Consider the following 22123-nt stretch of genomic DNA (forward strand, 5'->3'; position numbering starts at 1 on the left):
CGAACAGGGATTGCAGGCTGGAGCTCACTCTGGGAAGGCTGGCAAACACTGCAAAGTAAACTGGACGGCTTTATTGCCGCCAAAGAGATGATGGCTTCGGGGATCAAGATCTGATCAAGAGACAGCATATTAACCCCTTTCCAGCCAGTGTTCCAAATGTTACTGCTTTGCCTTTTTTATCGCCTGATCCGGCCTTATGCCGCGCGGGGACTGGGCTCATTTTCGAGCTGAGTCCCTGCTGCCGCAGCGGGCCAGTTCAGACACTGTGCTGACCGTTGCGATCGCTGTGGCGGGATCTGTCGCCATTTTACCAAGGCCGATTTATGATGGGGTATCGCCAAGTCAAGGATGACCCATGAGGCTGAAACTCTTCTGCTGGACGCTCTGGTTATTGGCCCCGCTGGTGTCGGCAAACAGCCTGTGTCCCTCTCCATTGCGGGTCGGTTATGACAACTGGCCACCCTATCACTATTACGCCGATGCGGCGGCGACCGCGCCTAAGGTGCTGCAGGGGTTTGCGGTCGAGGCGCTCAACGCCATACTCCAGCGTCTGGACTGCCAGGCGACCTATGTCGAGCTGCCCTGGAAGCGGGTGTTGCACTGTTTGGATCAGGGCTCGATCGATATTGCCATGGAGGCCTATTTCAACGACGAGCGTGGCCGCTATGCCTGGTTCTCCGATGCCTATAACCCGGGGCGCAGCGTGCTCTGGATCCGCAAATCATCCGCCTATTCCGAATCCGATCTGGCGACCTGGCTGGCCAATGGCCATACCCTGGGGGTCACCAAGGACTACTACTATGGAGCTGAAACCGCCGAGCTGGTGCGCCGTTATGCGGCCCAGGTCAGTGCGGTCAACGATCGGCAAAACTATGGCAAGCTGGTGCGCGGCCGAATCGATGGTTTTCTCGGGGATATTCTGGCGACCCCCTGGGGTCTGAAAGAAGAGGGATTGGTCGATCTGATCGTGCCTCACACCATGCCCGTATATGAGGCACCGACCTTTTTCATGTTCAGCAAAAAGCGGCTGTCGCCCGCGTTTGTCAAGGCGTTCAATCGGGAGTTGACTGAATTTAGAGCAACCAATGAGTATGACGTTATCTGGCGACGCTACGCGCCCGCTAGCTAGTAAAGTCGTTGGCATTCACGCATCATGAGCGCCTTGACCACCGGGTCTGACAGGCTGAAGTGAACCGATCTTGAGGTAAGCATGGGGAAGACGTATTGGCTGGCATTGGCAAACCTGATCTGGCTGGGCTGTTGGCCTGCGGCCATGGCGCAGGCCAGCGAGGGTCAGGTGGTGGTGACCAATGCTGCGGTGCAGCACGACTGGTACCAGAACAGCACGGCGGGGCAGGCTCGCCACGAGTTGGAGCTGCAGTTGCAGGAGGCCGTACTGGCCCATCTGCACCCGGATTTCTTCAGCCTCTGGACGAGGCTGCAGGCCAAGCCCGCCGATCAGCGCGGCGCCATTTATGACGAGGTGTTTGGCAAGCTGGCCCGTTTCCAGCAGGCTTGGCGCGCCATGGATCTGGTCTCCCGCGAGCAGATGCAGACCCTCAAGCTCAATCTGAACAAGCCGCTGGCCCACGAGCCTGCCGGTGACAACCTGCTGGAGCAGGTCAAGCAGCTCAGACCCCAGGTTGCCGAGTACGACAGGGTGCGCGAGGAAGTACGCAAGCTGCTGGCCATGCCCATGGCCAAACACTGGCCGACCCTGACCATGCCGACCCTGCGGGCGGGTGAAAGCTCAGCCGAACTGGGACAGATCCGCACCATACTCAACGAGTTGGGTGATGTGGCTCCCCTCCATGACGACGCTACCTATGACGCCGACACCCAGCAGGCCATCAAGCAGTTCCAGCGCCGCCATGGTCTGACCGCCGACGGCATCATAGGTCGTCAGACCCGCGGCTGGCTCAATACCGGGCCCGAGGTCCGTGCCAGCCTCCTGCTGCGCAACCTGTGGCGCCGCGATCTGGTGGATCAGCTCTCCGGTGCCCGCTACGTGCTGGTCAACATTCCCGACTATCGACTGAGCGTGGTGGAGTCCGGCAACGAGGTGTTTACCAGCCGGGTCATCGTCGGCAAAGAGCAGCGGGCGACGCCCATTCTGGCCAGCGAGATCCGCTCGATCGTGCTCAACCCGGCCTGGCATGTGCCACGCTCCATCCTGAGCAAGGACATTCTGCCCAAGCTGAGTCGGGATCCCGCTTACCTCAACCGCGAGCAGTTTGAGGTGATCAACGGCGAAGGCAATCCGGTGCAGTTTACCGAGGAAGCGTGGCAGCATGCGCTGGCGACAGGTTTCCCCTATCGCCTGCGGCAAAAGCCGGGGGATCACAATGCGCTGGGTCGCTACAAGTTCTACCTGCCCAACAACGATGCCATCTACCTGCACTCCACGCCGCGCAAGGCCCTGTTTGAGCAGGGGGCGCGCGCCTTCAGCTCGGGTTGCATCCGGGTGGAGCATGCGGACGATCTGGCTGAGCTGTTGCTGGCGGACTCTCGCTACCAGCCGGACAAGGTGGCCAGCATATTGAAAGAGACCCAGACCAGGTGGCTGCCGCTGACCACCCCGATCCCGGTGTTTACTGTCTATTGGAGCAGCTGGATCGACGAAGAGGGTCGTCAGCAACTGCGCAACGATATCTATGGATTTGATCGAGTCAGTTTCCAACGTCGCTTGTTGTGATCCTTGCCACAGAGTGAAAAGCCCGGCCCGTGCCGGGCTTTTCTATTGGGCCCCTGCGGTTTGACATGATGGGGCCCGGAAGGTAGTTTCGGGCCCCTGTATCAAATTCATTCACCTGTTTTACTTCAATCTGCGATGGACGGACAACGGATGCTTGAACAAGAGATAAGCCGGCGTCGCCTGCTGCTGGGGGCCGGTTGCCTGCTGGGGGGAGCCCTGCTTTCATCCCCGGCCATGGCGAGTCGCAGTACGGCGGGACGTGAACTCAGTTTCTTCAATCTCAATACCGGAGAGCGGGTGAGCGCCAGCTATTGGGAGGATGGCCGTTACCTGAAAGACGGGCTGGCCGAGCTCAACCATATTTTTCGCGACTACCGTCGCAACGAAGTGTTCAACATCGACCGGAAGCTGTTCGATCAGCTCTATCTGCTGCAGCACAAGCTGGGCCGTCACGGCGAGATCCAGCTCATCTCCGGTTATCGCTCCCCTGTGACCAACCGTCAGAAGCGCAGCAGGAGCCGCGGTGTGGCCAAGCACAGCTATCACACCCTGGGGCAGGCGGTGGATGTGCGGATCCCGGGCGTGCAGCTGGCACACCTGCGCAAGGCGGCGCTCAATCTCAAAGTGGGCGGGGTTGGCTACTACCCGAGCGACAACTTCGTGCACCTCGATACCGGGCCTGTTCGCAGCTGGTAGCCGTGGGCGGCCTCAATCCGGGGGGCTGTAGCGCGGCTGGCAAACAGGGTGGCCGAGCTGGTAGGCTATGGGCATCACTCAGAGGAAATTCATATGAAGCATGTTTTGCTCGGGGGCCTGATCGCCCTGTTGCTGACCGGTTGCAGCAAGCTCAATCGCGAGAATTACGACAAGTTGCAGATGGGGATCAGCTATACGCAGGCTAGCAGCATCCTCGGCAAGGCGGAGCGCTGCGACGATACCCTGGGCACCACCAGTTGCATCTGGGGCAACGAGGGCAAGAATATCAAGATCCGTTTTATCGCCGACAAGGCGACCTACTTCAGTTCGGAAGGGATCAACTGAGGCAAACGCCCGGTTCTCAATACAAAAAAGCGCCAGTCAGGCGCTTTTTTGTTGTTGGCGATCCGTACCGCCTCGCCAGAACCTGGCGCGCTCAGTGCGTCGCGTACTGGTAATGGAAGGTGGGTAGCCCCCACTTGAAACGCACCGCCAGCAAGCGCAGCACGAAGCCGATGCCGATGGCACCGAAGGCGGCCCAGTCGTTGGGCAGGCCTTGATCTAGCGCCAGGCAGTAGAGGGCAGCCGTCACCAGCGAGATGGCGGCGTAGAGCTCGCGGCGAAACACCAGCGGAATGCGCTGGCAGAGCAGATCTCGCAATACGCCACCAAAGGCCCCCGTCACCACCGCCATGATGCAGGCGATACCGGCCCCATGACCCATCTCAAGCGCCCGGGCTGCCCCGAAGATGGAGAAGACCACCAGCCCCAGCGCATCGAGCGCCATGAACAGCTTGCCGAGGTAGCGCATCAGTGGCGCCGAGATGACAGCCGCCATGGCAGCGCCGGCTACCAGTAGCACATACTCCGGATGCTCGATCCAGAGCAGGGGATAGTGGCCGAGCAGCACATCGCGAATGGTGCCACCACCGATGGCCGTGGCCGAGGCGATGATCACCACGCCAAACAGATCCATCCGTCGCCGACCCGCTGCCAGCGCGCCAGTCATCCCTTCGGCCACCAGGCCCAACAAGAAGAGTGCATGTAACATGAGATATCCCAGGGTGCGAGAAAGGCCCGCATCCTATCAATTCAGTCTGTATGCGACAAGCAACGAAGGGTATTCATTATTTTTTATAATGCAAAAAAGCAAACAGGCACCGTCAGGGTGCCTGTTTGCCGCAGGGGAAGGGCTCAGCGGTTGAGCTGTTCGGCGCGGTAGTGATCCACCCAAATGGCGGTGGCGCCACAGATGGCCACCGGCATCACGAACAGGTTCACCACGGGGATGGCGGAGAAGAGGGTGACCAGGGCGCCAAAGCTCAGGCACTGACCGCGGTGCTGCTTGAGGGTATCGCGCATGGTGATAAAGCGGATTTTGTGGTTGTCGAATGGATAGTCGATGTACTGGATCGCCATCATCCAGGCGCTGAACAGGAACCAGAGCACGGGGGCGAGCGTCTGGCCGACCACTGGAATGAGGAACAGGATCAGACAGCCGATGGCCTTGGGCAGATAATATTTCAACTTGGTCCATTCGCGGCCGAAAGTGCGGGGCATATCCTTGACGATATCCAGCATGCCGGTGTCGCTGACCACCTTGCCGGTGAGGATCTGTTCCACCTTCTCTGCCAGCAGGCCGTTGAAGGGGGCAGCTATCCAGTTCGCCACCGAGCTGAACAGGAAGGAGAAGACCACCAGTACGGTCACCAGGGCGATGGGCCAGAGCAGGTAGTCCAGCCAGTCGAGCCAGCTGGGGATCTGCTGGTGCAGCCAGCCGAACAGGCCGTCGAGTTGCAGCAAGAGGGCGTAGAAGGCCCCCGCAAACAGCACGAAGTTGACCAGCAGGGGGATCACCACGAAGGTGCGGATGCCGGGCTGACGGATGAGTGAAAAGCCGCGCAGGAAGTAGTCCGCACCGCTGATTGAGTCTTTGACCATAGGGGGGGATTGGCTCATCTGAGCTCCATCTGTTCATGGGAAAGTGCCAGCATATTACAAACAAGGTTTGGATTTGGTAAAGTCGCCTGCCCGCCTCCTCTTTATTTCGTTACCCACATAGGCTCCCATGCGTCTGAAATTGATCAAACTCGCCGGTTTCAAGTCGTTTGTCGAGCCGACCCGTATCGAGTTCTCGGCCGACATGACCGCCGTGGTGGGACCCAATGGCTGTGGCAAGTCCAACGTGATCGATGCCGTGCGCTGGGTGCTGGGGGAGAGCTCGGCCCGCCATCTGCGCGGCGAGAACATGACGGATGTCATCTTCAACGGATCCATCAACCGCAGCCCCCACGGCCGCGCCTCGGTTGAGCTGGTGTTCGACAACCCCCACAACCGGGTACCCGGTGAATTTGGCCGCTTTACCGAAATTTCGGTGCGCCGCGAGGTGCTGCGCGACGGTTCCAACTACTACCAGATCAACGGCCAGAAGTGCCGCCGCAAGGATGTCACCGACCTCTTCCTTGGCACCGGTCTGGGCCCGCGCAGCTACGCCATCATAGAGCAGGGCACCGTCAGCCGGCTGGTGGAGTCGCGCCCTGCCGATCTCAAGCTGTTCATGGAAGAGGCTGCCGGTGTCTCCCGCTACAAGGAGCGGCGCCGCGAAACTGAGCAGCGCATCCGTCATACCCTGGAGAACCTGGAGCGGCTCGGCGACATTCGTGGCGAGCTGGGATCGCGCCTCGAGCATTTGAAAGCCCAGGCCGAAACCGCCGAGCGTTACAAGCAGCTCAAGGGCCGCAGTCGCGCCGCCCGGGCCGAGCTCATCGGTTCCGAGCTGTGGGCGCTGGAGACCCGCCTCGGCGAGGCCAAGGCCGAGCTGGCCCAAGCCGAACAGGCGCTGGCGGCACTGGATGCCAAGCGTACCGCCGACGAGGGGCGCCACGTCACCCTGTCGGTGGCCCGTCAGGAGGCCCAGGCCGAGCAGGCGAGCCGTCAGCAACAGATCTTTCTCGGTGGTCAGGCCATTGCCCGCCTCGAACAACAACAGTTGCACCAGAGCGAACTTGGCCGCGACTGGCAGGCCCGACGTCAGGCGCTTGGCGAGCGTATCGAGGCGATCAAGGCCCAGCTGGCCAGCCAGCATGAGCAGCTGACCGATGGCACCCTCAGAGAGGAGGTTGAATCGGCGCGACTCGAACAGTGTGAGCAGTTGCTCACCGACCAGCAGGGAGTGCGCCAGGTAGCCGGCGAGCAGCTGGAGCAGGCTCGGCAGCGGCAGCAGCAGTGGCAGCAGCAGCTCGGCCAGTTACAGGGGCAGCTCAACCAGACCCGGGCACAGGTGAATGGTCTGCAAGAGCTGCAGGCCAAGACCCGGCTGGCCCGCCTCAAGCTGGAGGATGAACAGGCTGGCCCCCCCGGCGGGGAAGGGGAGAGTCTGCAACCCGCGCTGGATGCCCTGACGGCCGAGCTGGCGCTCTCCCGCGCCCGGCTCGCCGAGCTCGATGAACAGTGGCAGGCCAGTGTGGCCCGCCATGAAGAGCGCAAGTCAGAGCAGGGTCAGCAGGGCGGCCTGCTGCGCGAGCTTGAAGCACGTCTTACCACGCTTGACCAAATTTTGGGGGAGCAGATGGTGGGGGCCACCCTGGCGGATCGGCTGCAGGTGACGCCCGAGTGGGCCCAGGCGCTGGACAAGGTACTGGGGCGCTGGCTCACCGCCCAGCCAGGGGACGATTGCAACCTTGAGCAGAGCGGACTCTGGATTGGCCCGGCCCTGCCCGCGGTTGCCGGTACTTTGGCGGCCCGGCTCGAGGGCGATCACATTCCCGCCTTTCTCAATGCCATTTGGCTGGCGGAAAACCGGGAGGCGGCGCTGGCCCGCCAGCCAGGCCTCTTGGCCGGTGAGTCGGTACTGACCCCGGGGGGAGACTGGTTTGGTTCCAACTGGGCCGATCTGGGTCAGGGTGGGGCGCTCGGTACCCTGGCGCTGCTTGGTGAGCGTGAGCGGTTACACACAGAACTGGCGGCAGGCCGACAGGCACTTGGCCTGTTGAATGAGCAACTGGGCGCGGCTGATGCCGAGCGTGCCCAGCTGCACGGCGCCTTTGAGCTGGCCCAGCGCACGGTGCGCGAGCAGGAGCCGCAGTGGCAGCGACTGCGTGAAGCCTGGAGCCTGCGCGAGGGTCAGCGCCAGGAGCGATTGCAGCGGCTCGGCCAGCTTGGCGAAGAGCTGATCAGGCTGGACAAGGAGCAGGCCGAGGAGGCGCTGCGACTGGCTGCTGCCCTGCAGCAGCTCGAGCTGGATGAAGCGCGGCTTGGCGAACTGCAGGAGCAGGGTGAGCCGCTGGCTCAGGCGCTGCAACATGCCCAGGAGCGGGTCACCAGTGCCGAACGGGCGGTGGAAGAGGCTCGCCTGCGCCGGGAGCAGCAGCAGGCCGGCTGCCAGCGTTTGCAGCTGGAGCTGCAGAATCAGCGCCAGCTCATCACGCTGCGTGAGCAGGAGCTGGCCCGGCTCGGACTGGAATTGGCCGAACTCAAGGCACCGGGAGCCACACAGGGTCAGGATCTGTCGCCCCTGCTGGCCGAGCAGCGCAACCTGGAAGCGCTGCAACTTGCCTGCCATCAACGGTTGGCTGAGTTGGAGCGCCAGCTGACCGAGCTGGAGCAGGCTCGCAGCGCCGATCACAAGCAGCTGGTGACCCTGCAAGAGAAGCTGGCCCAGCTCAGATTGGAGCGCGAACGCAACCTGACCCGCCGTCAGGGGCTGCACGAGCAGTTCGACGAGTTGGGTGTGCGGCTGGTGGACCTCGATCAGGCGGTGTTGATCGCCGCAGATCGCGGCAAATTGCGCCAAGAGATCCAGACGCTGGAAGCGCAAGTGGAGGCGCTCGGTGCCATCAACCTGGCGGCGCTGGCGGAGTATGAAGAGGCAAAAACCCGCTCAAACTACCTGGAAAACCAGTGCCAGGATCTCGAACAGGCGCTGGAAACCTTGAGCCAAGCCATTAAAAGAATTGATAAAGAAACACAAATACGCTTCCGGGACACTTTCGATAAGGTCAACGAAGATTTAAAATCCCTCTTTCCAAAAGTGTTTGGGGGTGGCAGTGCCTGGCTTGAGCTGACCTCGGATGATCTTTTGGAAGCCGGAGTGAGCATCATGGCAAGACCTCCGGGTAAGAAGAATGCTACCATTGCCCTGCTTTCCGGGGGGGAGAAGGCGTTAACCGCACTTGCGCTGGTTTTTGCCATCTTCAGACTCAACCCAGCACCATTTTGTCTGCTGGATGAGGTGGATGCACCGCTCGATGAAGTGAACGTCGGTCGCTTCTGTTCTCTTGTCAAAGAGATGTCGAGCACAGTACAGTTCGTTTACATCAGTCATAATAAGGTCTCCATGGAGATGGCTGAGCAACTGGTTGGCGTCACAATGCAAGAGCCCGGGGTTTCTCGCATTGTGTCGGTCGATATCGGTGAAGCCGTCGCTTTGGCTGAGCAAAACTAGAAAGAGAAGCAGCTAATGCAGGAATTGCGTTACATCTTGGTTGCCCTGGGCGGTATTGCTATTGCGGCATTGCTCATTCACGGGCTGTGGAGCAACAGAAAGAATCGTCAGGCACCGATCAAAGAGAAACCTCTGGGCCGGATGGAATCCAAATCACGAACTCGTGACAATGACGCCTTCGACAGCGATGGCATTGGTCAGGTGCGCGTGGTCAGTGGCAGCCGTCGTGCCGAGCCCAAGCTCCACAGCGACGAGGCTCGTCAGCCGGATGTCAGCCGCCGTACGCCCGTCCCCGCCTTCGATGATGAGGATGATGACGCCGAGCTGCCACCCCCCGTGGTGCGCAAGCCTGTCGCTCGCCCGGTTGCCCCGCCCCCCGTCTACGAAGAGGACGAGGAGGAGCTCGAGGCGCTTCAGGCCGAGACAGTAGAAGCAGCGCCTGCTGCGCCGGTACACAAGCCTGCCCAGGTGATCCGTCGTACCCCGGTACACCGTTCACGCCCCCAGCGTGAGCCGCTGTTGCAGCCGCTGGATGATGAACCCCTGGTCGAACCGGCTTATGCCACAGCCCCGACGTTCGGTGTGCGCGAACCGGTTCAGGCGCCGGCACCTGAATACAAGCAGGCCCGTTATGCAGTCCCCGAGCCTGCCTACGAGGAGCCCGTGTATGAAGAGCCCGTCCGTGAGCCGCAGCTCGATACCCCGCCGGTCGAGAAGATCTGGCAGGATGTCTATGTCATCAACCTGATGGCGCGCCCCGGTCACGACCTGCAAGGGGCTACCCTGCTGGCCTCCCTGATGGCGCTGGGCTTCAAGTTTGGCGAGATGGACATCTTCCATCGCCACGAGGATCTCAACGGCAAGGGGGAAGTGCTCTTCTCCATGATCAACATGGTCAAGCCGGGCACCTTCAATCCCTACCGGATGGAACAGTTCGACACCCCGGGTGTCTCCCTGTTCATGCAGTTGCCGCTGCGCAGCAATGCCGCCTTTGCCTTCGAGCATATGTTGCAGGCTGCCGATCAGCTGGCTAGCGATCTGGATGCCATGCTGACTGACATGGATCGCAGCCCGCTGAGTGACGAGACCATAGCCCGTTACCGGCACGAACTGGCTGCCTACGAGGCCAGTCGCGACTGATACGCCATGCGGGTCGAATGAATAAGAAAGTGCGGTACCCAGGTGCCGCATTTTTGTTTGTGCGGTTAACTTAATTATTTCAACCACAGTCCGAGACTTCTCCATGAGCGAAACCCTCTCCCGCCACCGTCAACTGTGTGAACTGCTCACCGAATACGGCCATCAGTACTATGTGCTGGACGAGCCGACCGTGCCGGATGCCGAATACGATCGCCTGATGCGTGAACTGCTTGATATCGAGAAGCAGCAGCCTTCGTTACGAACCCCTTCTTCTCCAAGTCAACGTGTTGGAAGTGCGCCTTTGCCTGAGTTTCGGCAAGTGACGCATGAAGTTCCCATGCTCAGTTTGGATAATGTCTTTAATAATGAAGATCTTGATGATTTTGTTCATCGCATTGAAGGGCGCTTAAAGTCTACTGGTACTTTGAAGTTTTGTTGTGAGCCAAAGTTGGATGGGCTTGCAGTTAGCCTGCTTTATGAAAACGGAATATTAGTTCAAGCCGCAACTCGTGGTGATGGTCGAGTTGGGGAGAATATTACTGACAATGTTAGAACTATTCGGTCTGTCCCCTTGGCTCTTCAGGGTAAAGATTGGCCTTTACGTTTGGAGGTTCGTGGTGAAGCCTTCATGAGGAAGAAGGATTTTGTTGATCTGAACGAACGAGCATCGGCTGCAGGCGAGAAAATTTTTGTTAATCCACGTAATGCTGCTGCAGGGAGTTTGAGGCAATTGGACTCTCGAATTACTGCCAACCGCCGTTTGAGTTTCTATGCATATGGCGCGGGCGTGGGTGGCGAGCAATTGGGAGACTCCCATTTTGGTCGCCTCAATCAGCTCAAAGAGTGGGGCTTGCCACTCAGCCCCGAGGTGAAGCTCAAAGAGGGAGTTGCCGGTTGTCAGGCGTTCCATGATGACATCCTGGCTCGCCGCAGCGAGCTCCCTTACGAGATCGATGGCGTGGTCTACAAGGTCGATGCCATCGCTCTGCAGGAGGAGCTGGGTTTTGTGGCCCGCGCGCCGCGCTGGGCGACCGCCCACAAGTTCCCGGCCGAGGAGGAGATGACCGAGCTTGAGAACGTCGAGTTTCAGGTTGGCCGTACCGGCGCCGTGACCCCGGTGGCCAAGCTGAAACCCGTGTTCGTTGGTGGCGTCACCGTCTCCAACGCCACCCTGCATAATGCTGACGAGATTGAACGGCTCGGGGTGATGATCGGCGATACCGTGATCGTGCGCCGGGCAGGGGACGTGATCCCGCAGATCGTCGCCGTGGTGGAGGCGCAGCGCCCCGTTGATGCCCGCGCGATCCTCTTCCCGACCCAGTGCCCTGTCTGTGGATCTGCGGTGGAGCGGCTGGAGGGGGAGGTGGTGACCCGCTGCTCCGGCGGTCTGTTCTGCGAGGCGCAGCGCAAGGAGGCGATCAAGCACTTCGCCGCGCGCCGTGCCATGGATGTGGACGGCCTTGGCGACAAGATTGTCGAGCAGCTGGTGGACAAGGGACTGGTGAAGACCCCGGCCGATCTGTTCATCCTCAACGCCATCCAGCTCGCCGGGCTGGAGCGTATGGGACCAAAATCTGCACTCAATCTGGTGGCGGCCATCGATGCGGCGCGCAGCACTACCCTGCCGCGCTTCCTGTTTGCGCTGGGCATTCGCGAGGTGGGGGAGGCGACCGCGCTCAACCTCGCCAATCACTTCCTCACCCTGGAAGCCCTGCGGGCCGCCACGGTAGAGCAGTTGCTGACGGTGGCGGATGTGGGGGACGTGGTGGCCAAGCACGTCTACTATTTCCTGCGTCAGCCCCACAATGTGGAGGTGTTGGAAGCCCTGCTGGCGGCCGGTATCCACTGGCCGGCCATCGAGAAGAAGGAGGCAAGCGATCAGCCTTTTGCCGGCAAGACCTTCGTGTTGACCGGCACCCTCACCCAGCTTTCACGCAACGACGCCAAGGCGGCGCTGCAGGCGCTGGGGGCCAAGGTGGCGGGGTCGGTGTCGGCCAAAACAGATGTGCTGGTGGCGGGGGAGGCGGCAGGCTCCAAGCTGACCAAGGCGCAGGAGCTCGGCATCACCATCTGGACCGAAGAAGAGCTGCAACAGGCGTTGCAAGCCTAGGTGGCTGCTGGCCCTGTCTGATAAGAAGAGAACCCGGCGAGGCCGGGTTCTCTTTTTTGTTGCTGTGAATCACTCACGCAACAGGATCTTGTCGCGCCACTTGTCGGGCAGGGTGAGCTGCCAGCGGGCCAGCTCGTGCTTGCTGAATATATACTCGCCGCGCAGGGCGGCGCGCGGCGCCAGCGTGTTGGGCTGAGCCCCCGCCAGGATGGCGTTGACGAGCCCAGCCGCCTTGGCCCCCTGATCTCGCCCATCCAGCACCAGGCCGCCGATGGCCCTGCCCGAGCCCACCGAAAACGCCCAGAAGCAGAACATGGGCACAGGGCTGTGGGTACTGGTCCACTCCAGCACCGTCTGTTCGCTGACGTGCTTGCCAGCATCGTCCACCAGCGTGTGGTAGAGACCGATAAAGAGAGCTTCGTAGCCATTTTTTCTCGCGTTGAGTACCGTCTCCTGCCAGAGGCTGTAGTCACCTATGAGTTGGCTGTTGACCCGGGTCTGGCCGACCCGCAGATCGGTCTGGCTCTTGAACTCATCCTCGATAGCAGTGAGTGCCACGTTGCTGGAATCAAACAGTGCCAGTGCCTTCTTGATGCCGCCCATCAGCTGGCTCATCTCGCTGATGTTGCGCTTGAGCAGAGGACGCTCCAGCACGCCGGTGATCTTGGGGTGGCCGACCAGCCCCTTGTGGCGCGGGTTCTCGTTCATGCCGAGAAACACCACGGGGGTGCCGAGGGAGGCAATCTCGTGGGCCAGATAGTTGATGGCGTTGTCGTCACCGAGCACCACCAGATCCGGCTTGATCTGCTGGTAGAGGGCCAGTGCCTGTTGGGCAATCTTGTCGACATCGCCATTGGGCTGGCGCTTGGTGTCCATGTAGAAGTGGCTGATGTGGTTCTCGCCACTCAGATGGGCCTGCAGGCTGGCGTTGTAACTCTGATCCCACAGGTATTCGGGGTGATAGCTGCTGATCACCAGGATCTCGGCCGCCCACAACCGGTAGGGCAGGAGGCACAGCAGCAGTAGCAGGGGCTTGGCCATGTCGGGTCCCGTTGATGGCAATGACATTCCGTACATTATGCCTGTTTTACGCCACGGGTACCCTTGTCAACTATGGTCGCAGGGGGGGCGCTTTTTTCTGTCATGGTCCCATCGAACGCCAGCCCTTACCAGGCTTGGGATGCCCTTTTATGGGGCTGTTTTTCACTGGTCGGGAACTGCGCCACTCGCCTCAAAACCTGTTCTGGATCAAGAAATAAGGCCGCGCTTTGGTGCCTAATAGACACCACATATGGGCATGCATTCGTTTTTAATCCCTATATGTTGTGTTATTAAGCTGTGCATAAGCTGTTCCCTTCCTATCTTCAGCCCGGGTTTGTCAAGCCTCGGCTGAATTTATTTGCGTCCAGGATGAGATGCCGGGAGGGGGGCCCAACAAGGGTGAGCCAAGGGCAGATTGCCTGGCCTTTTAACGGGGAAAATCGATGAAACCGGTTGTGATCAAACGTGATGGATGTCGCGCACCATTCAATGCCCAGCTGATTGCCGAGGCAGTGGGCCGAGCGGCAGAAGCGGTCAATCAGGCCAGTTCGGCTCTGGCACTGCGTATCTCAAGCGCGGTCAGTCAGGAGCTGGAAGGGCGTGGTGAGGTGGATATCCACGAGATCCAGAACCGGGTTGAAAACCATCTGATGGCCTCCGACGACAAGGCCATCGCCCGTGCCTACATCGAATACCGTCACGACCGGGATCAGGCTCGCGAGGCCCGCGGCCGGCTGGCCCAGGAGATCCGTGGTCTGGTCGAGCAGACCAACGCCGCCCTGCTCAACGAGAACGCCAACAAAGATTCCAAGGTGATCCCGACCCAGCGTGACCTGCTGGCCGGTATCGTCGCCAAGCACTACGCCACCAGCCACATGCTGCCCCGGGATGTGGTGCAGGCCCACGAGAGCGGCGATCTGCACTTCCACGATCTCGACTACTCGCCCTTCTTCCCGATGTTCAACTGCATGTTGATCGATCTGAAGGGGATGCTGACCCACGGCTTCAAGATGGGTAATGCGGAGATCGATACCCCGAAATCCATCAGTACGGCCACCGCGGTCACCGCCCAGATCATCGCCCAGGTGGCGAGCCACATCTATGGTGGCACCACCATCAACCGCATTGACGAGGTACTGGCCCCCTATGTGACCATCAGCTGGCAGAAACACAGGGAAGTGGCCGAGGAGTGGGGCATCAGTGATGTGGACGCTTACGCCATGGCCCGTACCGAGAAGGAGTGCTACGACGCCTTCCAGTCACTGGAGTACGAGGTCAATACCCTGCACACCGCCAACGGTCAGACCCCCTTCGTCACCTTCGGCTTCGGCCTTGGCGACAGCTGGGAGTCGCGCATGATCCAGGGCGCCATCCTCAGCAACCGCATTGCCGGCCTTGGCAAGAACAGAAAGACGGCCGTGTTCCCGAAACTGGTGTTCGCCATCAAGGATGGCCTCAATCACAAACAGGGCGATCCCAACTACGACATCAAGCAGCTGGCGCTGGAGTGTGCCTCCAAGCGGATGTATCCGGACATACTCAACTACGACCAGGTGGTCAAGGTGACCGGCTCCTTCAAGACGCCCATGGGCTGTCGCTCCTTCCTCGGGGCTTATGAGGAAAATGGTGAGCTGATCCATGAAGGACGCAACAACATAGGGGTGGTCAGCCTCAACCTGCCGCGTATCGCCCTGAAATCTCGCGATGAGGCGGATTTCTGGGACAAGCTGGATGCCGCCCTGCGCGTGGCCAAGACAGCGCTCATGTATCGCATCGAGCGCCTCGACGGCGTCAAGGCGCGGGTCGCCCCTATCCTCTATATGGAAGGAGCCTGCGGCGTGCGTCTGAAGGCAGATGACAATGTCAGCGAGATCTTCAAGCACGGCCGCGCCTCCATTTCGCTCGGCTATATCGGGGTGCACGAGACCATCAACGCCCTGTTTGGCACCGATGTCCATCTGTTTGACAGCGATACCCTGCGCCAGAAGGCCATCGCCATCATAGCGCGGCTCAAGAGGGCGACCGACGAGTGGAAAGAGGAGACAGGCTACGGTTTCAGTCTCTACTCCACCCCGAGCGAGAACCTCTGCACCCGCTTCTGCCGCATCGATGCCAAGGAGTTTGGTGTGGTGGCCGGGGTGACCGACAAGGGTTATTACACCAACAGCTTCCACCTCGATGTGGAGAAGCAGGTCAACCCGTACGACAAGCTGGACTTTGAGGCGCCCTATCCGCCCATCGCCAGCGGCGGCTTCATCTGCTACGGCGAGTACCCCAACATCCAGCACAACCTGGAAGCGCTGGAGAACGTCTGGGATTACAGCTATGACAAGGTGCCCTACTACGGTACCAACACCCCCATCGACGAGTGCTACGACTGCGGCTTTACCGGCGAGTTCGAGTGCACCTCCAAGGGCTTTACCTGCCCGCGCTGCGGCAACCACGATCCGGCCAAGGTGTCGGTGACCCGACGTGTTTGCGGCTATCTCGGCAGCCCGGATGCGCGCCCCTTCAACGCGGGCAAGCAGGAAGAGGTGAAGCGCCGCGTCAAACATATGTGAGCGCAAACGCGATGAAGCGCAGGCCCCTGACTCAAGGGGCCATTTTCATTGGAGGGCGGCAGCCATGCCGCTCTGCCATGAGCGAGGCAGGAAACAAGCGATGCACTACCACCAATACTACCCGGTCGATGTGATCAACGGCCCCGGCACCCGCGCCACCCTGTTTGTGTCGGGCTGCGAGCACCAGTGCCCGGGCTGCTATAACCAGAGCACCTGGCGGCTCGATGGTGGCCAACGGTTTGATCAGGCGATGAGCGATCGCGTCATCCGGGATCTTAACGACAGCCGCATCAAGCGGCGAGGTCTGTCGCTCTCCGGCGGCGATCCGCTCTACCCGGCCAACGTGCCTCACGTGCTGGCGCTGGTGAAGCGGGTGCGGGCCGAGTGTCCGGGCAAGGATATCTGGTGCTGGACCGGTTATTTGCTCAATGAGCTCTCAGATGCCCAGCGCGAGCTGGTTGCCTTGCTGGATGTGCTGGTGGATGGCAAGTTCGAAAAAGCGCTGGCGGACCCGGGTCTGCTCTGGCGTGGCAGCAGCAATCAGCAGATCCACAACCTCAATGCCAGGGGTGAAGCGGGTGAGCGTATTCCCTCTCTGGTTTGCAGTTGAAGCCAAGGCTGTTTATGGTTAGCCCATCCCTATATCGACGACATCATTGACGAGGAGAGCCGAGATGAGTCATCTGTTCAAGATCCTGCTGGCCATTTTCCTGCCCCCTGTGTGCGCTTTTATCCAGGTGGGTTTTAGCCTGCACTTTTTAATCAACATAGTGCTGACCCTGCTCGGTGGCCTGCCCGGCATGGTGCATGCGCTCTGGCTGGTGGTGAGTGACAGGCGCGGCTGAATCAGGCTATCCGTTGCATGCTGAGCCAACCCGACCGGGTTGGCTTTTTTTATGATGTTCAAACGGCGTCGACTTGTTACCGTCACTGGTCGGCCATCGTGCCGGAGGATGGCGCCGCGTCATCCTGATCCGACTCAACAAGGCGTGTTGAATGCGTTTGAATGTCTTGCTGCTGGGCGCTGTGCTCGGCCTGCTTGGGGGAGCGACCCCGAGCCCCACAGTGACGCTGAACCAGCCGCCGATCGATATGACCCCGGAGCAGTTGTCAGGGTGCTGGGTACAGGAAGAAGAGACTGGGTGGTTCCGTCCTGTAGGAGACCTGCCCGGCAAGGGGGATGTGGCGATCCGCTATCTCATTGACTCCAATGGCAACCTGTTCAGTCCCGAGAGAGTGGCATCCGAGCCGCCCTGTGTGCTGGATCTCGTCGCCTTGTCGGGCTTGGCCAAGACCCGCTATCGGGTCGCCGAGCAGAACCCGGACGCCATACCGGTGCGTGTCGTGAGTCGCTTGGATATCGAGGTTAAATAACAAAATCCCGGCCAGGCCGGGATTTCTCATTACTGTTGTTTGCAGTCGTTGTAGACGCTCTGCCACTCGCCATCCTTGTCGCGCATCTCGACGAATCCTCCCTCCCCCTTGTTCCACCAGATGGCCTCATGGTCATCGGTATAGCGAGCGCCGGAGGCGGAGACTGTCTGCGGCAGGGTGTAATCCTTGCCATCGGGCAGTGCCAGCTTGACGAAATTCAGGCTCTGGTCGGAGAGGGCGAAGTAACTCACCTGCACCTTCTTGCCCTGCTCACACAGATAGGTGACGGGATCGCCGCCGGTCACGCTCAATGTGGTGGCCCCGCGTTCGCAACCGCTCAGCAGGGTCAGGGCCGTGATGCCCAGCAACAGAATATTGGCGTGCTTCATCTTGAACTCTCCATCGGTATCAACCGGCTTGAGCCTACCAGTTTGTGCCCAAGTCGCAATCTTCCCGGAGGCGGATTGCGTCGGTAAGTGTCCGGATGACTCGCATTGTCATACCAATGCAGCTTGCCGGATGACAGGTGTGTCGAGGGGGCATCTCATGGCTCGCTCCAGGATATCCAGAATGTCGCTGTCTATGGTCTCGTCAAATTTGCGGGCGAACAGGTGCTCGCTTTGTTGCAGGGCCTCGGCGTCGTGCACCGTGTAGTCGCGCGGGCGCAGCTTGATGTCACCCATGGGGATCCAGTCGATGGCTCGCTTGTCATCGTTGACTATCTGGCCCTGATAGCTGGTGTTCATGATCACCGTCTGGAAGAAGCCCTCGTCAGCGATCAGGGTGTGGCGGTAGAAATCCTTGAAACGATCGACCTCGGGGCTGTGGCTGACGAATTCGCAGAAGGCCCGGCTCAGGATCATCCACTGATTGCCAATGTAGGGGGTCACTCCTTCCAGGTAGGGACGGGTCTTCACCGGTTCGCACACCAGCTCCTGGGCGGTTTCGGTCACATAGTGATCGATGCGGTGCAGGGTGTCCGGTCTGTGCTGGCGCTGATCCGCGACCTTGAGGAAATCTTTGCCCTTGTGATCGCGCAGGAAGTCATGAATGTCACTCTGGGAGCGCAGCGGGAAGTCCTGGGCGCTCAGATTGATGAAGAACTCCCACTCCTTGTTTTGCTCCAGCAGCGCCGCTATGCCGCGCAGCTCCGCATCCACCAGGCTGTAGCCGCCCCAGAGCGCATTCTTGCTGGGGAGCATGCCAGCGTTGGGGTAATCCGCCAGAAACCGGGTTATCTCCTGCTGCAGCTCAGGACCCGAGCTCTTGTCCACGTGGATCAGGTAGTGGTTGCTGTCGTGGTAAATCGCCTTGAACAGGCGCTTGAACTGATCGGGATAGCGATGCACCAGAATGAGGTAGGCAATCATGTCAATGTGTCCTGTGTGGGCGGCAGGGCTGCGCCAAACAGAAAATCGCCTCAGGCCGCTGGCTTGAAGCTTGTTTTCGTCGGGATGGCCGCTGTCGCAGTAAAAAGAGTGGATAGCAGATAACAACAGTGAGAACAGGCTGCGACGGGGAAGGGATGCGCCTTATGGCATCGGGTCAATACAGCTGGTCTGGCGACGTCAGGTTGAGGGTGAGAGGTGGGCAAGGGATGCCCTGGCTGGCGACTCTTTTGCATGACAAGCCTGTCATCAGGTGCAGAGCGCAATCGGCCGGTAAGTGAGGGGCCACAGTAGCACGGTTCGGGCCGGGTTCGATATATATCGCCGGAGCTGCTGAAAAATTGTTCAATGGCGTTCAAGCCTGGCTGCAAAGTGTCGTACCCGCGCCTCGTTGGCGTCATTGTTTTTGATCTTCCACAGTCCCTACTCGCTGCGCTTGGCCATGGCCTCTCCCTGTGGCTGGCCACTCTCCTTGTTTAGCGCGCAAATTAAGGGGCCCCGTCATCCTCGGCGGCGATCAGCACAGGGGCAGCGCAGGTGTCGTTCATCTCCAGTGAGAGGGCTACGGCCAGCAGTTGTGAACTCGTGCCATTGTGCCCCTCCGTCGTGTGACCACCCGTTGCGGTTGTTGCCTGATCAGAGTGGCTGGCGCAACACGCGGACAAAAAAACGTCCCGGTAGGCATAACGGGGCGACAAACAGCAGCTCCTTGAGCTAACAACGGCAGGTCAATAACCGAACCGGGTCGCCTCGAAGCGGTTAAGCAGCCGGTGGATGAGGTAACAGGCCAGCAGGGTGGCGACGATGGCAAACAGTATGCTGCTCACCCGATAGAGGGCGCTGAACACCAGATCGTTGCCCGGGGCCAGGTACTGGCCAAACAGTATGCCGAGGGTGGTGAGGGCGCCGAAGCCGACCCCGGAGCCGCTCGCCTCCTTCACATGGGCGTGGCTGAACAGCATGGCGCCTAGCCAGAGCATGGGGGCGACCAGCAGGAGCAAACCGGACCAGTCGTAGAGCACCAGCTGGCCGAGCAGGCCGAAGGTCACACCGAGCAGTGTGCCCATGGCCCGCTTGCGGGCGTAGCTCAGCGCACCGTTCCAGTGCATGGGAAACAGCAGCAGCAGGGTGGTGGCCTGGGCGGACATGGAGTCCCGCAAGTCGAAGATCTGGAACACCATGAAGGAGAGGGTGGCTATGCTGGCGCCGAGCAGGGCCTCGTGCCGCATCCGGTGTGGTGCCTTGGGGGGCGCAGCCGGCTTGGGCCGCTCTTCCACATCCGGGATCAGTGCCGTCATCAGGTAGGCGATGAGCACCGACAGGGTGCTGGCCCACAGATTGTTGAAGATGAGGTCGTTGAGATCGGTCTGCGGGTAGCTGGCAAAGTGCAGCATGATACTGAGGCTCATCACGCCATTGGCGCCAAACAGGAACAGGCTGCCCCGGGACATGGCGGCAAAGCGGTAGAGAAACAACAGGAAGGCGATGGGGATCATCAGGCCGGGATGGCCGCCAAACAGCCCTCCCAGCAGCCCCACTTCCACCCCGCAGATAACGGCGGCCGCCATCAGCTGACGGGCGGCATGGCCGTTCATCACAGGCACCATGCCCAGCAGCAATACCGGGGTCACGGTATAGAGGACGCCATAGTTCCAGCCAAACAGCTTGCAGAGCAGGAAGCCAAGGGTGCAGCCAAAGGCGATGCGCAGACATTGGCGCAGCTCGTTGGCGGTGAGGGGCCTGTGCCACAGATTCATCGTTGCCACCTTAGTAGATGTAGTGCAGCAGGCTGAGCAGGCGGATCTGGCCACGGGCAAACAGAGCGCTTAGTGCGTTGTCCGGCAGCAGTTGCACTGTGGCGCGGGCACCGGCCGGCAGGTGGCTTGGCAACTGCTCCAGCGTCAGGTGTACCCGCAGCCGCTGGGCGTTGCGCACCCAGCGATCCGATTCGGTGGGGCTGGCCAGCAGACCGTTGGCATCGAACTGACCGGCGCTGACTCCGGCATCCAGGCTGGTGACACGGGCCGGATAAAGCTTGCCCGGCTCGCCATCGAAGGCGACCAGCGCCTGGCTATCCTGAGCCACGTGCCGCAGGCTCTTCTCGCGAAAATCGGCGATCACGTCCACCTGCTCGGAGACCAGCGCCAGCAGCGGGGCTCCGGCTGCGGCGAAGCTGCCCGGCTTGAGTTGCAGATTGGTGATGATGCCATCCTGATTGGCCTGTATCTGGCTGTAGGAGAGGTTGAGCTCGGCCTGGGCGAGGTGGTTGCGCGCCTGGCGTAGCAACAGGTTGTCATCACCGGGCAGGCCGCGGTTCACCCTGGCCTGGGTCATGCGGGCCTTGCTGGCCATCACGTTGGCCTGGGCAGTGCGAAACGCGCTGTCGGCGTCATCTTTTTGCTGCTCTGACACCATGCGACGGCGATAGAGTGCATCGATGCGTTCGGCTTCCCGCAGCTTCTGGGAGGCCTGACTCTGCAACGAGTTGAAGTCGGCGGCAGCAGCGTTCAGGGTGGCGTCGAGCTGACGGTTCTGCTGCTCGGCCTGATCCAGCGCGAGCCGGGCCTGTTCGACGGCCAGTTCAAAGGGGGCGGGATCGAGCGTGAACAGCAGATCCCCCTGTTTGACATGCTGGTTGTTGCCGACGGCGACCTGCGCCACCTTGCCACTGACTTGGGGGGCCAGCTTGGTCACGACGCGGGTGGCCATGGCTTGCGGGGTGAGCGGCATCTTGAGGTCGGCCAGCAGGAAGTAGCCAAATAGCAGTATGAAGCTCCCCATGGCCCATTTTATCCAGCGTTTGAATTGTTGATTCGGGGTCATCCTATTCTCTCTCTTCACTCTGTGCACCTATCTTGCCGAGGGCGTTGGCGGAGATCCGGTGCACTATGTCTTCAAATTGTTCCAGCTCTCGCTGGCTGATGCCGGTGAGCAGGTCCCGGCGAATGTCCATGATGCGATGCTCGATCTGGTCGAGCAGCGCCTTGCCCTCTGGCGTCAGGGTGACGATGCGGGCCCGTTTGTCCTTGCAACAGCAGTGGCGCTCCACCAGCCCCTGCTCTTCCAGTAGACCCAGAGTGCGCATCAGGGAGGGCAGCTCTATCTCCAGTGCCTCGGCGAGCGTCTTCTGGCTGAGGTGACCACCGAGGCGACTGAGTTTCCACAGTGCGGTCCAGCGCGGATGGGTCAGACCCAGCGGCGCCAGCTCCAGATCGGCCACGGTACGCCACAGTCGATGCAGTCGTCCGACGCGCTCGGCGAGGGACAACTCGCGCAACATTTCCAGATCTTTCATCATGAGCACTCTCAATTTACTTAGCTTGCTAAGTATTGTAATTGTTTAGCAGGCTAAGTAAATGGTGTGGTCGAGATCTTGTTTATAAAAAATCAGGTGGGTTTCTTATGGCGCTTTTTGATGAGTAAAGGGCTTCGCAAGAGGCTTTTTGGGTTTGGAATGAGCGAAAGATGCGCGAAATCCCATGGAATACCCTGGCGGGATAAATAAACGTGGGCTGACTGGTGGGGTCAAAATAAGGCAAGGGTCGCGCCCTGTCTCTTGATCAGATCTTGATCCCCGAAGCCATCATCTCTTTGGCGGCAATAAAGCCGTCCAGTTTACTTTGCAGTGTTTGCCAGCCTTCCCAGAGTGAGCTCCAGCCTGCAATCCCTGTTCGC

At 60.3% G+C, this 22123-nt stretch carries 19 protein-coding genes; 11 read left to right on the plus strand and 8 right to left on the minus strand.

The features are described 5' to 3' along the window. The first annotated feature begins 355 nt into the window (after positions 1 to 355). From GWQ22_RS17590 to GWQ22_RS17605, 4 genes are all read left to right on the plus strand, one after another. Positions 356 to 1129 carry a transporter substrate-binding domain-containing protein gene (locus GWQ22_RS17590; protein ID WP_275931109.1) on the plus strand — a complete coding sequence of 258 codons (774 nt, stop codon included), beginning with the start codon at positions 356 to 358 and terminating at the stop codon, positions 1127 to 1129. Between the two features lie 81 nt (positions 1130 to 1210). After that, entirely contained in the window at positions 1211 to 2695 is a 1485-nt protein-coding gene (locus tag GWQ22_RS17595; protein WP_275931110.1) for a L,D-transpeptidase family protein, read from the plus strand. 150 nt (positions 2696 to 2845) lie between these two features. Then, positions 2846 to 3391 carry a DUF882 domain-containing protein gene (locus GWQ22_RS17600; protein ID WP_042038198.1) on the plus strand — a complete coding sequence of 182 codons (546 nt, stop codon included), beginning with the start codon at positions 2846 to 2848 and terminating at the stop codon, positions 3389 to 3391. Between the two features lie 93 nt (positions 3392 to 3484). Next, complete coding sequence (locus tag GWQ22_RS17605) at positions 3485 to 3736, plus strand: hypothetical protein (protein WP_042038200.1); 252 nt, start codon at positions 3485 to 3487, stop codon at positions 3734 to 3736. A 91-nt stretch (positions 3737 to 3827) separates the two neighbouring features. On the opposite strand, the gene GWQ22_RS17610 is transcribed toward GWQ22_RS17605, so the two are convergent. Both GWQ22_RS17610 and cysZ read right to left on the minus strand, forming a co-directional pair. Further along, entirely contained in the window at positions 3828 to 4442 is a 615-nt protein-coding gene (locus GWQ22_RS17610) for a trimeric intracellular cation channel family protein (RefSeq protein WP_042038201.1), read from the minus strand. A 143-nt stretch (positions 4443 to 4585) separates the two neighbouring features. Beyond that, positions 4586 to 5350, minus strand: coding sequence for a sulfate transporter CysZ (gene cysZ / locus GWQ22_RS17615; RefSeq protein ID WP_042038203.1), 765 nt, complete (start codon positions 5348 to 5350; stop codon positions 4586 to 4588). Positions 5351 to 5459: 109 nt separating this feature from the next. Here cysZ and GWQ22_RS17620 point away from each other — a divergent pair, with 109 nt between their 5' ends. The 3 genes from GWQ22_RS17620 (at position 5460) to ligA (ending at position 12084) form a co-directional block, all read left to right on the plus strand. Continuing rightward, positions 5460 to 8834, plus strand: a complete 3375-nt coding sequence (locus GWQ22_RS17620; RefSeq protein ID WP_275931111.1) for an AAA family ATPase — start codon at positions 5460 to 5462, stop codon at positions 8832 to 8834. A 15-nt stretch (positions 8835 to 8849) separates the two neighbouring features. After that, positions 8850 to 9974, plus strand: coding sequence for a cell division protein ZipA (gene zipA / locus GWQ22_RS17625; protein ID WP_275931112.1), 1125 nt, complete (start codon positions 8850 to 8852; stop codon positions 9972 to 9974). Between the two features lie 103 nt (positions 9975 to 10077). After that, positions 10078 to 12084, plus strand: a complete 2007-nt coding sequence (ligA, locus tag GWQ22_RS17630; RefSeq protein ID WP_275931113.1) for an NAD-dependent DNA ligase LigA — start codon at positions 10078 to 10080, stop codon at positions 12082 to 12084. 69 nt (positions 12085 to 12153) lie between these two features. On the opposite strand, the gene GWQ22_RS17635 is transcribed toward ligA, so the two are convergent. Beyond that, positions 12154 to 13125, minus strand: a complete 972-nt coding sequence (locus GWQ22_RS17635; protein WP_275931114.1) for an ABC transporter substrate binding protein — start codon at positions 13123 to 13125, stop codon at positions 12154 to 12156. A 443-nt stretch (positions 13126 to 13568) separates the two neighbouring features. On the opposite strand from GWQ22_RS17635, the gene nrdD reads away from it, so the two are divergent. From nrdD to GWQ22_RS17655, 4 genes are all read left to right on the plus strand, one after another. Then, on the plus strand, positions 13569 to 15686 hold the full coding sequence (nrdD, locus tag GWQ22_RS17640) for an anaerobic ribonucleoside-triphosphate reductase (protein ID WP_212513633.1): 2118 nt from the start codon (positions 13569 to 13571) through the stop codon (positions 15684 to 15686). 100 nt (positions 15687 to 15786) lie between these two features. Continuing rightward, the gene (nrdG, locus tag GWQ22_RS17645; RefSeq protein ID WP_275931115.1) at positions 15787 to 16296 is read left to right on the plus strand and encodes an anaerobic ribonucleoside-triphosphate reductase-activating protein; all 510 of its coding nucleotides are present in this window, start codon (positions 15787 to 15789) and stop codon (positions 16294 to 16296) included. Positions 16297 to 16360: 64 nt separating this feature from the next. Continuing rightward, positions 16361 to 16531, plus strand: a complete 171-nt coding sequence (locus tag GWQ22_RS17650; RefSeq protein ID WP_042038214.1) for a YqaE/Pmp3 family membrane protein — start codon at positions 16361 to 16363, stop codon at positions 16529 to 16531. 151 nt (positions 16532 to 16682) lie between these two features. Then, on the plus strand, positions 16683 to 17060 hold the full coding sequence (locus tag GWQ22_RS17655; RefSeq protein ID WP_275931116.1) for a hypothetical protein: 378 nt from the start codon (positions 16683 to 16685) through the stop codon (positions 17058 to 17060). Between the two features lie 29 nt (positions 17061 to 17089). Here GWQ22_RS17655 and GWQ22_RS17660 read toward each other — a convergent pair whose 3' ends face one another. The 5 genes from GWQ22_RS17660 to slyA form a co-directional block, all read right to left on the minus strand. Continuing rightward, positions 17090 to 17449 carry an MliC family protein gene (locus tag GWQ22_RS17660; protein ID WP_275931117.1) on the minus strand — a complete coding sequence of 120 codons (360 nt, stop codon included), beginning with the start codon at positions 17447 to 17449 and terminating at the stop codon, positions 17090 to 17092. Between the two features lie 108 nt (positions 17450 to 17557). Beyond that, positions 17558 to 18430 (minus strand): beta-1,6-N-acetylglucosaminyltransferase, encoded by an 873-nt coding sequence (locus GWQ22_RS17665; protein WP_212513635.1) that lies wholly within the window; start codon positions 18428 to 18430, stop codon positions 17558 to 17560. Positions 18431 to 19176: 746 nt separating this feature from the next. Further along, positions 19177 to 20205, minus strand: coding sequence for a DUF2955 domain-containing protein (locus GWQ22_RS17670; RefSeq protein ID WP_108535893.1), 1029 nt, complete (start codon positions 20203 to 20205; stop codon positions 19177 to 19179). Positions 20206 to 20215: 10 nt separating this feature from the next. Further along, positions 20216 to 21271: an HlyD family secretion protein gene (locus GWQ22_RS17675; protein WP_275931118.1), complete on the minus strand. Its 1056-nt coding sequence runs from the start codon at positions 21269 to 21271 to the stop codon at positions 20216 to 20218. A gap of 1 nt (position 21272) precedes the next feature. Further along, a complete protein-coding gene (gene slyA, locus GWQ22_RS17680) occupies positions 21273 to 21746 on the minus strand; it encodes a transcriptional regulator SlyA (protein ID WP_275931119.1) in 474 nt (157 codons plus the stop codon). Positions 21747 to 22123 lie beyond the last annotated feature (377 nt).

Origin of the sequence: Aeromonas sp. 1HA1, assembly GCF_029237385.1 — a bacterium.
GTDB lineage: Bacteria > Pseudomonadota > Gammaproteobacteria > Enterobacterales > Aeromonadaceae > Aeromonas > Aeromonas popoffii.

Bases quoted from the DNA above. Each gene is read 5' to 3' on its own strand.
- GWQ22_RS17590 (WP_275931109.1), top strand. From the start codon at position 356: ATGAGGCTGAAACTCTTCTGCTGGACGCTCTGGTTATTGGCCCCGCTG.
- GWQ22_RS17595 (WP_275931110.1), top strand. From the start codon at position 1,211: ATGGGGAAGACGTATTGGCTGGCATTGGCAAACCTGATCTGGCTGGGC.
- GWQ22_RS17600 (WP_042038198.1), top strand. From the start codon at position 2,846: ATGCTTGAACAAGAGATAAGCCGGCGTCGCCTGCTGCTGGGGGCCGGT.
- GWQ22_RS17605 (WP_042038200.1), top strand. From the start codon at position 3,485: ATGAAGCATGTTTTGCTCGGGGGCCTGATCGCCCTGTTGCTGACCGGT.
- GWQ22_RS17610 (WP_042038201.1), bottom strand. From the start codon at position 4,442: ATGTTACATGCACTCTTCTTGTTGGGCCTGGTGGCCGAAGGGATGACT.
- cysZ (WP_042038203.1), bottom strand. From the start codon at position 5,350: ATGAGCCAATCCCCCCCTATGGTCAAAGACTCAATCAGCGGTGCGGAC.
- GWQ22_RS17620 (WP_275931111.1), top strand. From the start codon at position 5,460: ATGCGTCTGAAATTGATCAAACTCGCCGGTTTCAAGTCGTTTGTCGAG.
- zipA (WP_275931112.1), top strand. From the start codon at position 8,850: ATGCAGGAATTGCGTTACATCTTGGTTGCCCTGGGCGGTATTGCTATT.
- ligA (WP_275931113.1), top strand. From the start codon at position 10,078: ATGAGCGAAACCCTCTCCCGCCACCGTCAACTGTGTGAACTGCTCACC.
- GWQ22_RS17635 (WP_275931114.1), bottom strand. From the start codon at position 13,125: ATGGCCAAGCCCCTGCTACTGCTGCTGTGCCTCCTGCCCTACCGGTTG.
- nrdD (WP_212513633.1), top strand. From the start codon at position 13,569: ATGAAACCGGTTGTGATCAAACGTGATGGATGTCGCGCACCATTCAAT.
- nrdG (WP_275931115.1), top strand. From the start codon at position 15,787: ATGCACTACCACCAATACTACCCGGTCGATGTGATCAACGGCCCCGGC.
- GWQ22_RS17650 (WP_042038214.1), top strand. From the start codon at position 16,361: ATGAGTCATCTGTTCAAGATCCTGCTGGCCATTTTCCTGCCCCCTGTG.
- GWQ22_RS17655 (WP_275931116.1), top strand. From the start codon at position 16,683: ATGCGTTTGAATGTCTTGCTGCTGGGCGCTGTGCTCGGCCTGCTTGGG.
- GWQ22_RS17660 (WP_275931117.1), bottom strand. From the start codon at position 17,449: ATGAAGCACGCCAATATTCTGTTGCTGGGCATCACGGCCCTGACCCTG.
- GWQ22_RS17665 (WP_212513635.1), bottom strand. From the start codon at position 18,430: ATGATTGCCTACCTCATTCTGGTGCATCGCTATCCCGATCAGTTCAAG.
- GWQ22_RS17670 (WP_108535893.1), bottom strand. From the start codon at position 20,205: ATGAATCTGTGGCACAGGCCCCTCACCGCCAACGAGCTGCGCCAATGT.
- GWQ22_RS17675 (WP_275931118.1), bottom strand. From the start codon at position 21,271: ATGACCCCGAATCAACAATTCAAACGCTGGATAAAATGGGCCATGGGG.
- slyA (WP_275931119.1), bottom strand. From the start codon at position 21,746: ATGATGAAAGATCTGGAAATGTTGCGCGAGTTGTCCCTCGCCGAGCGC.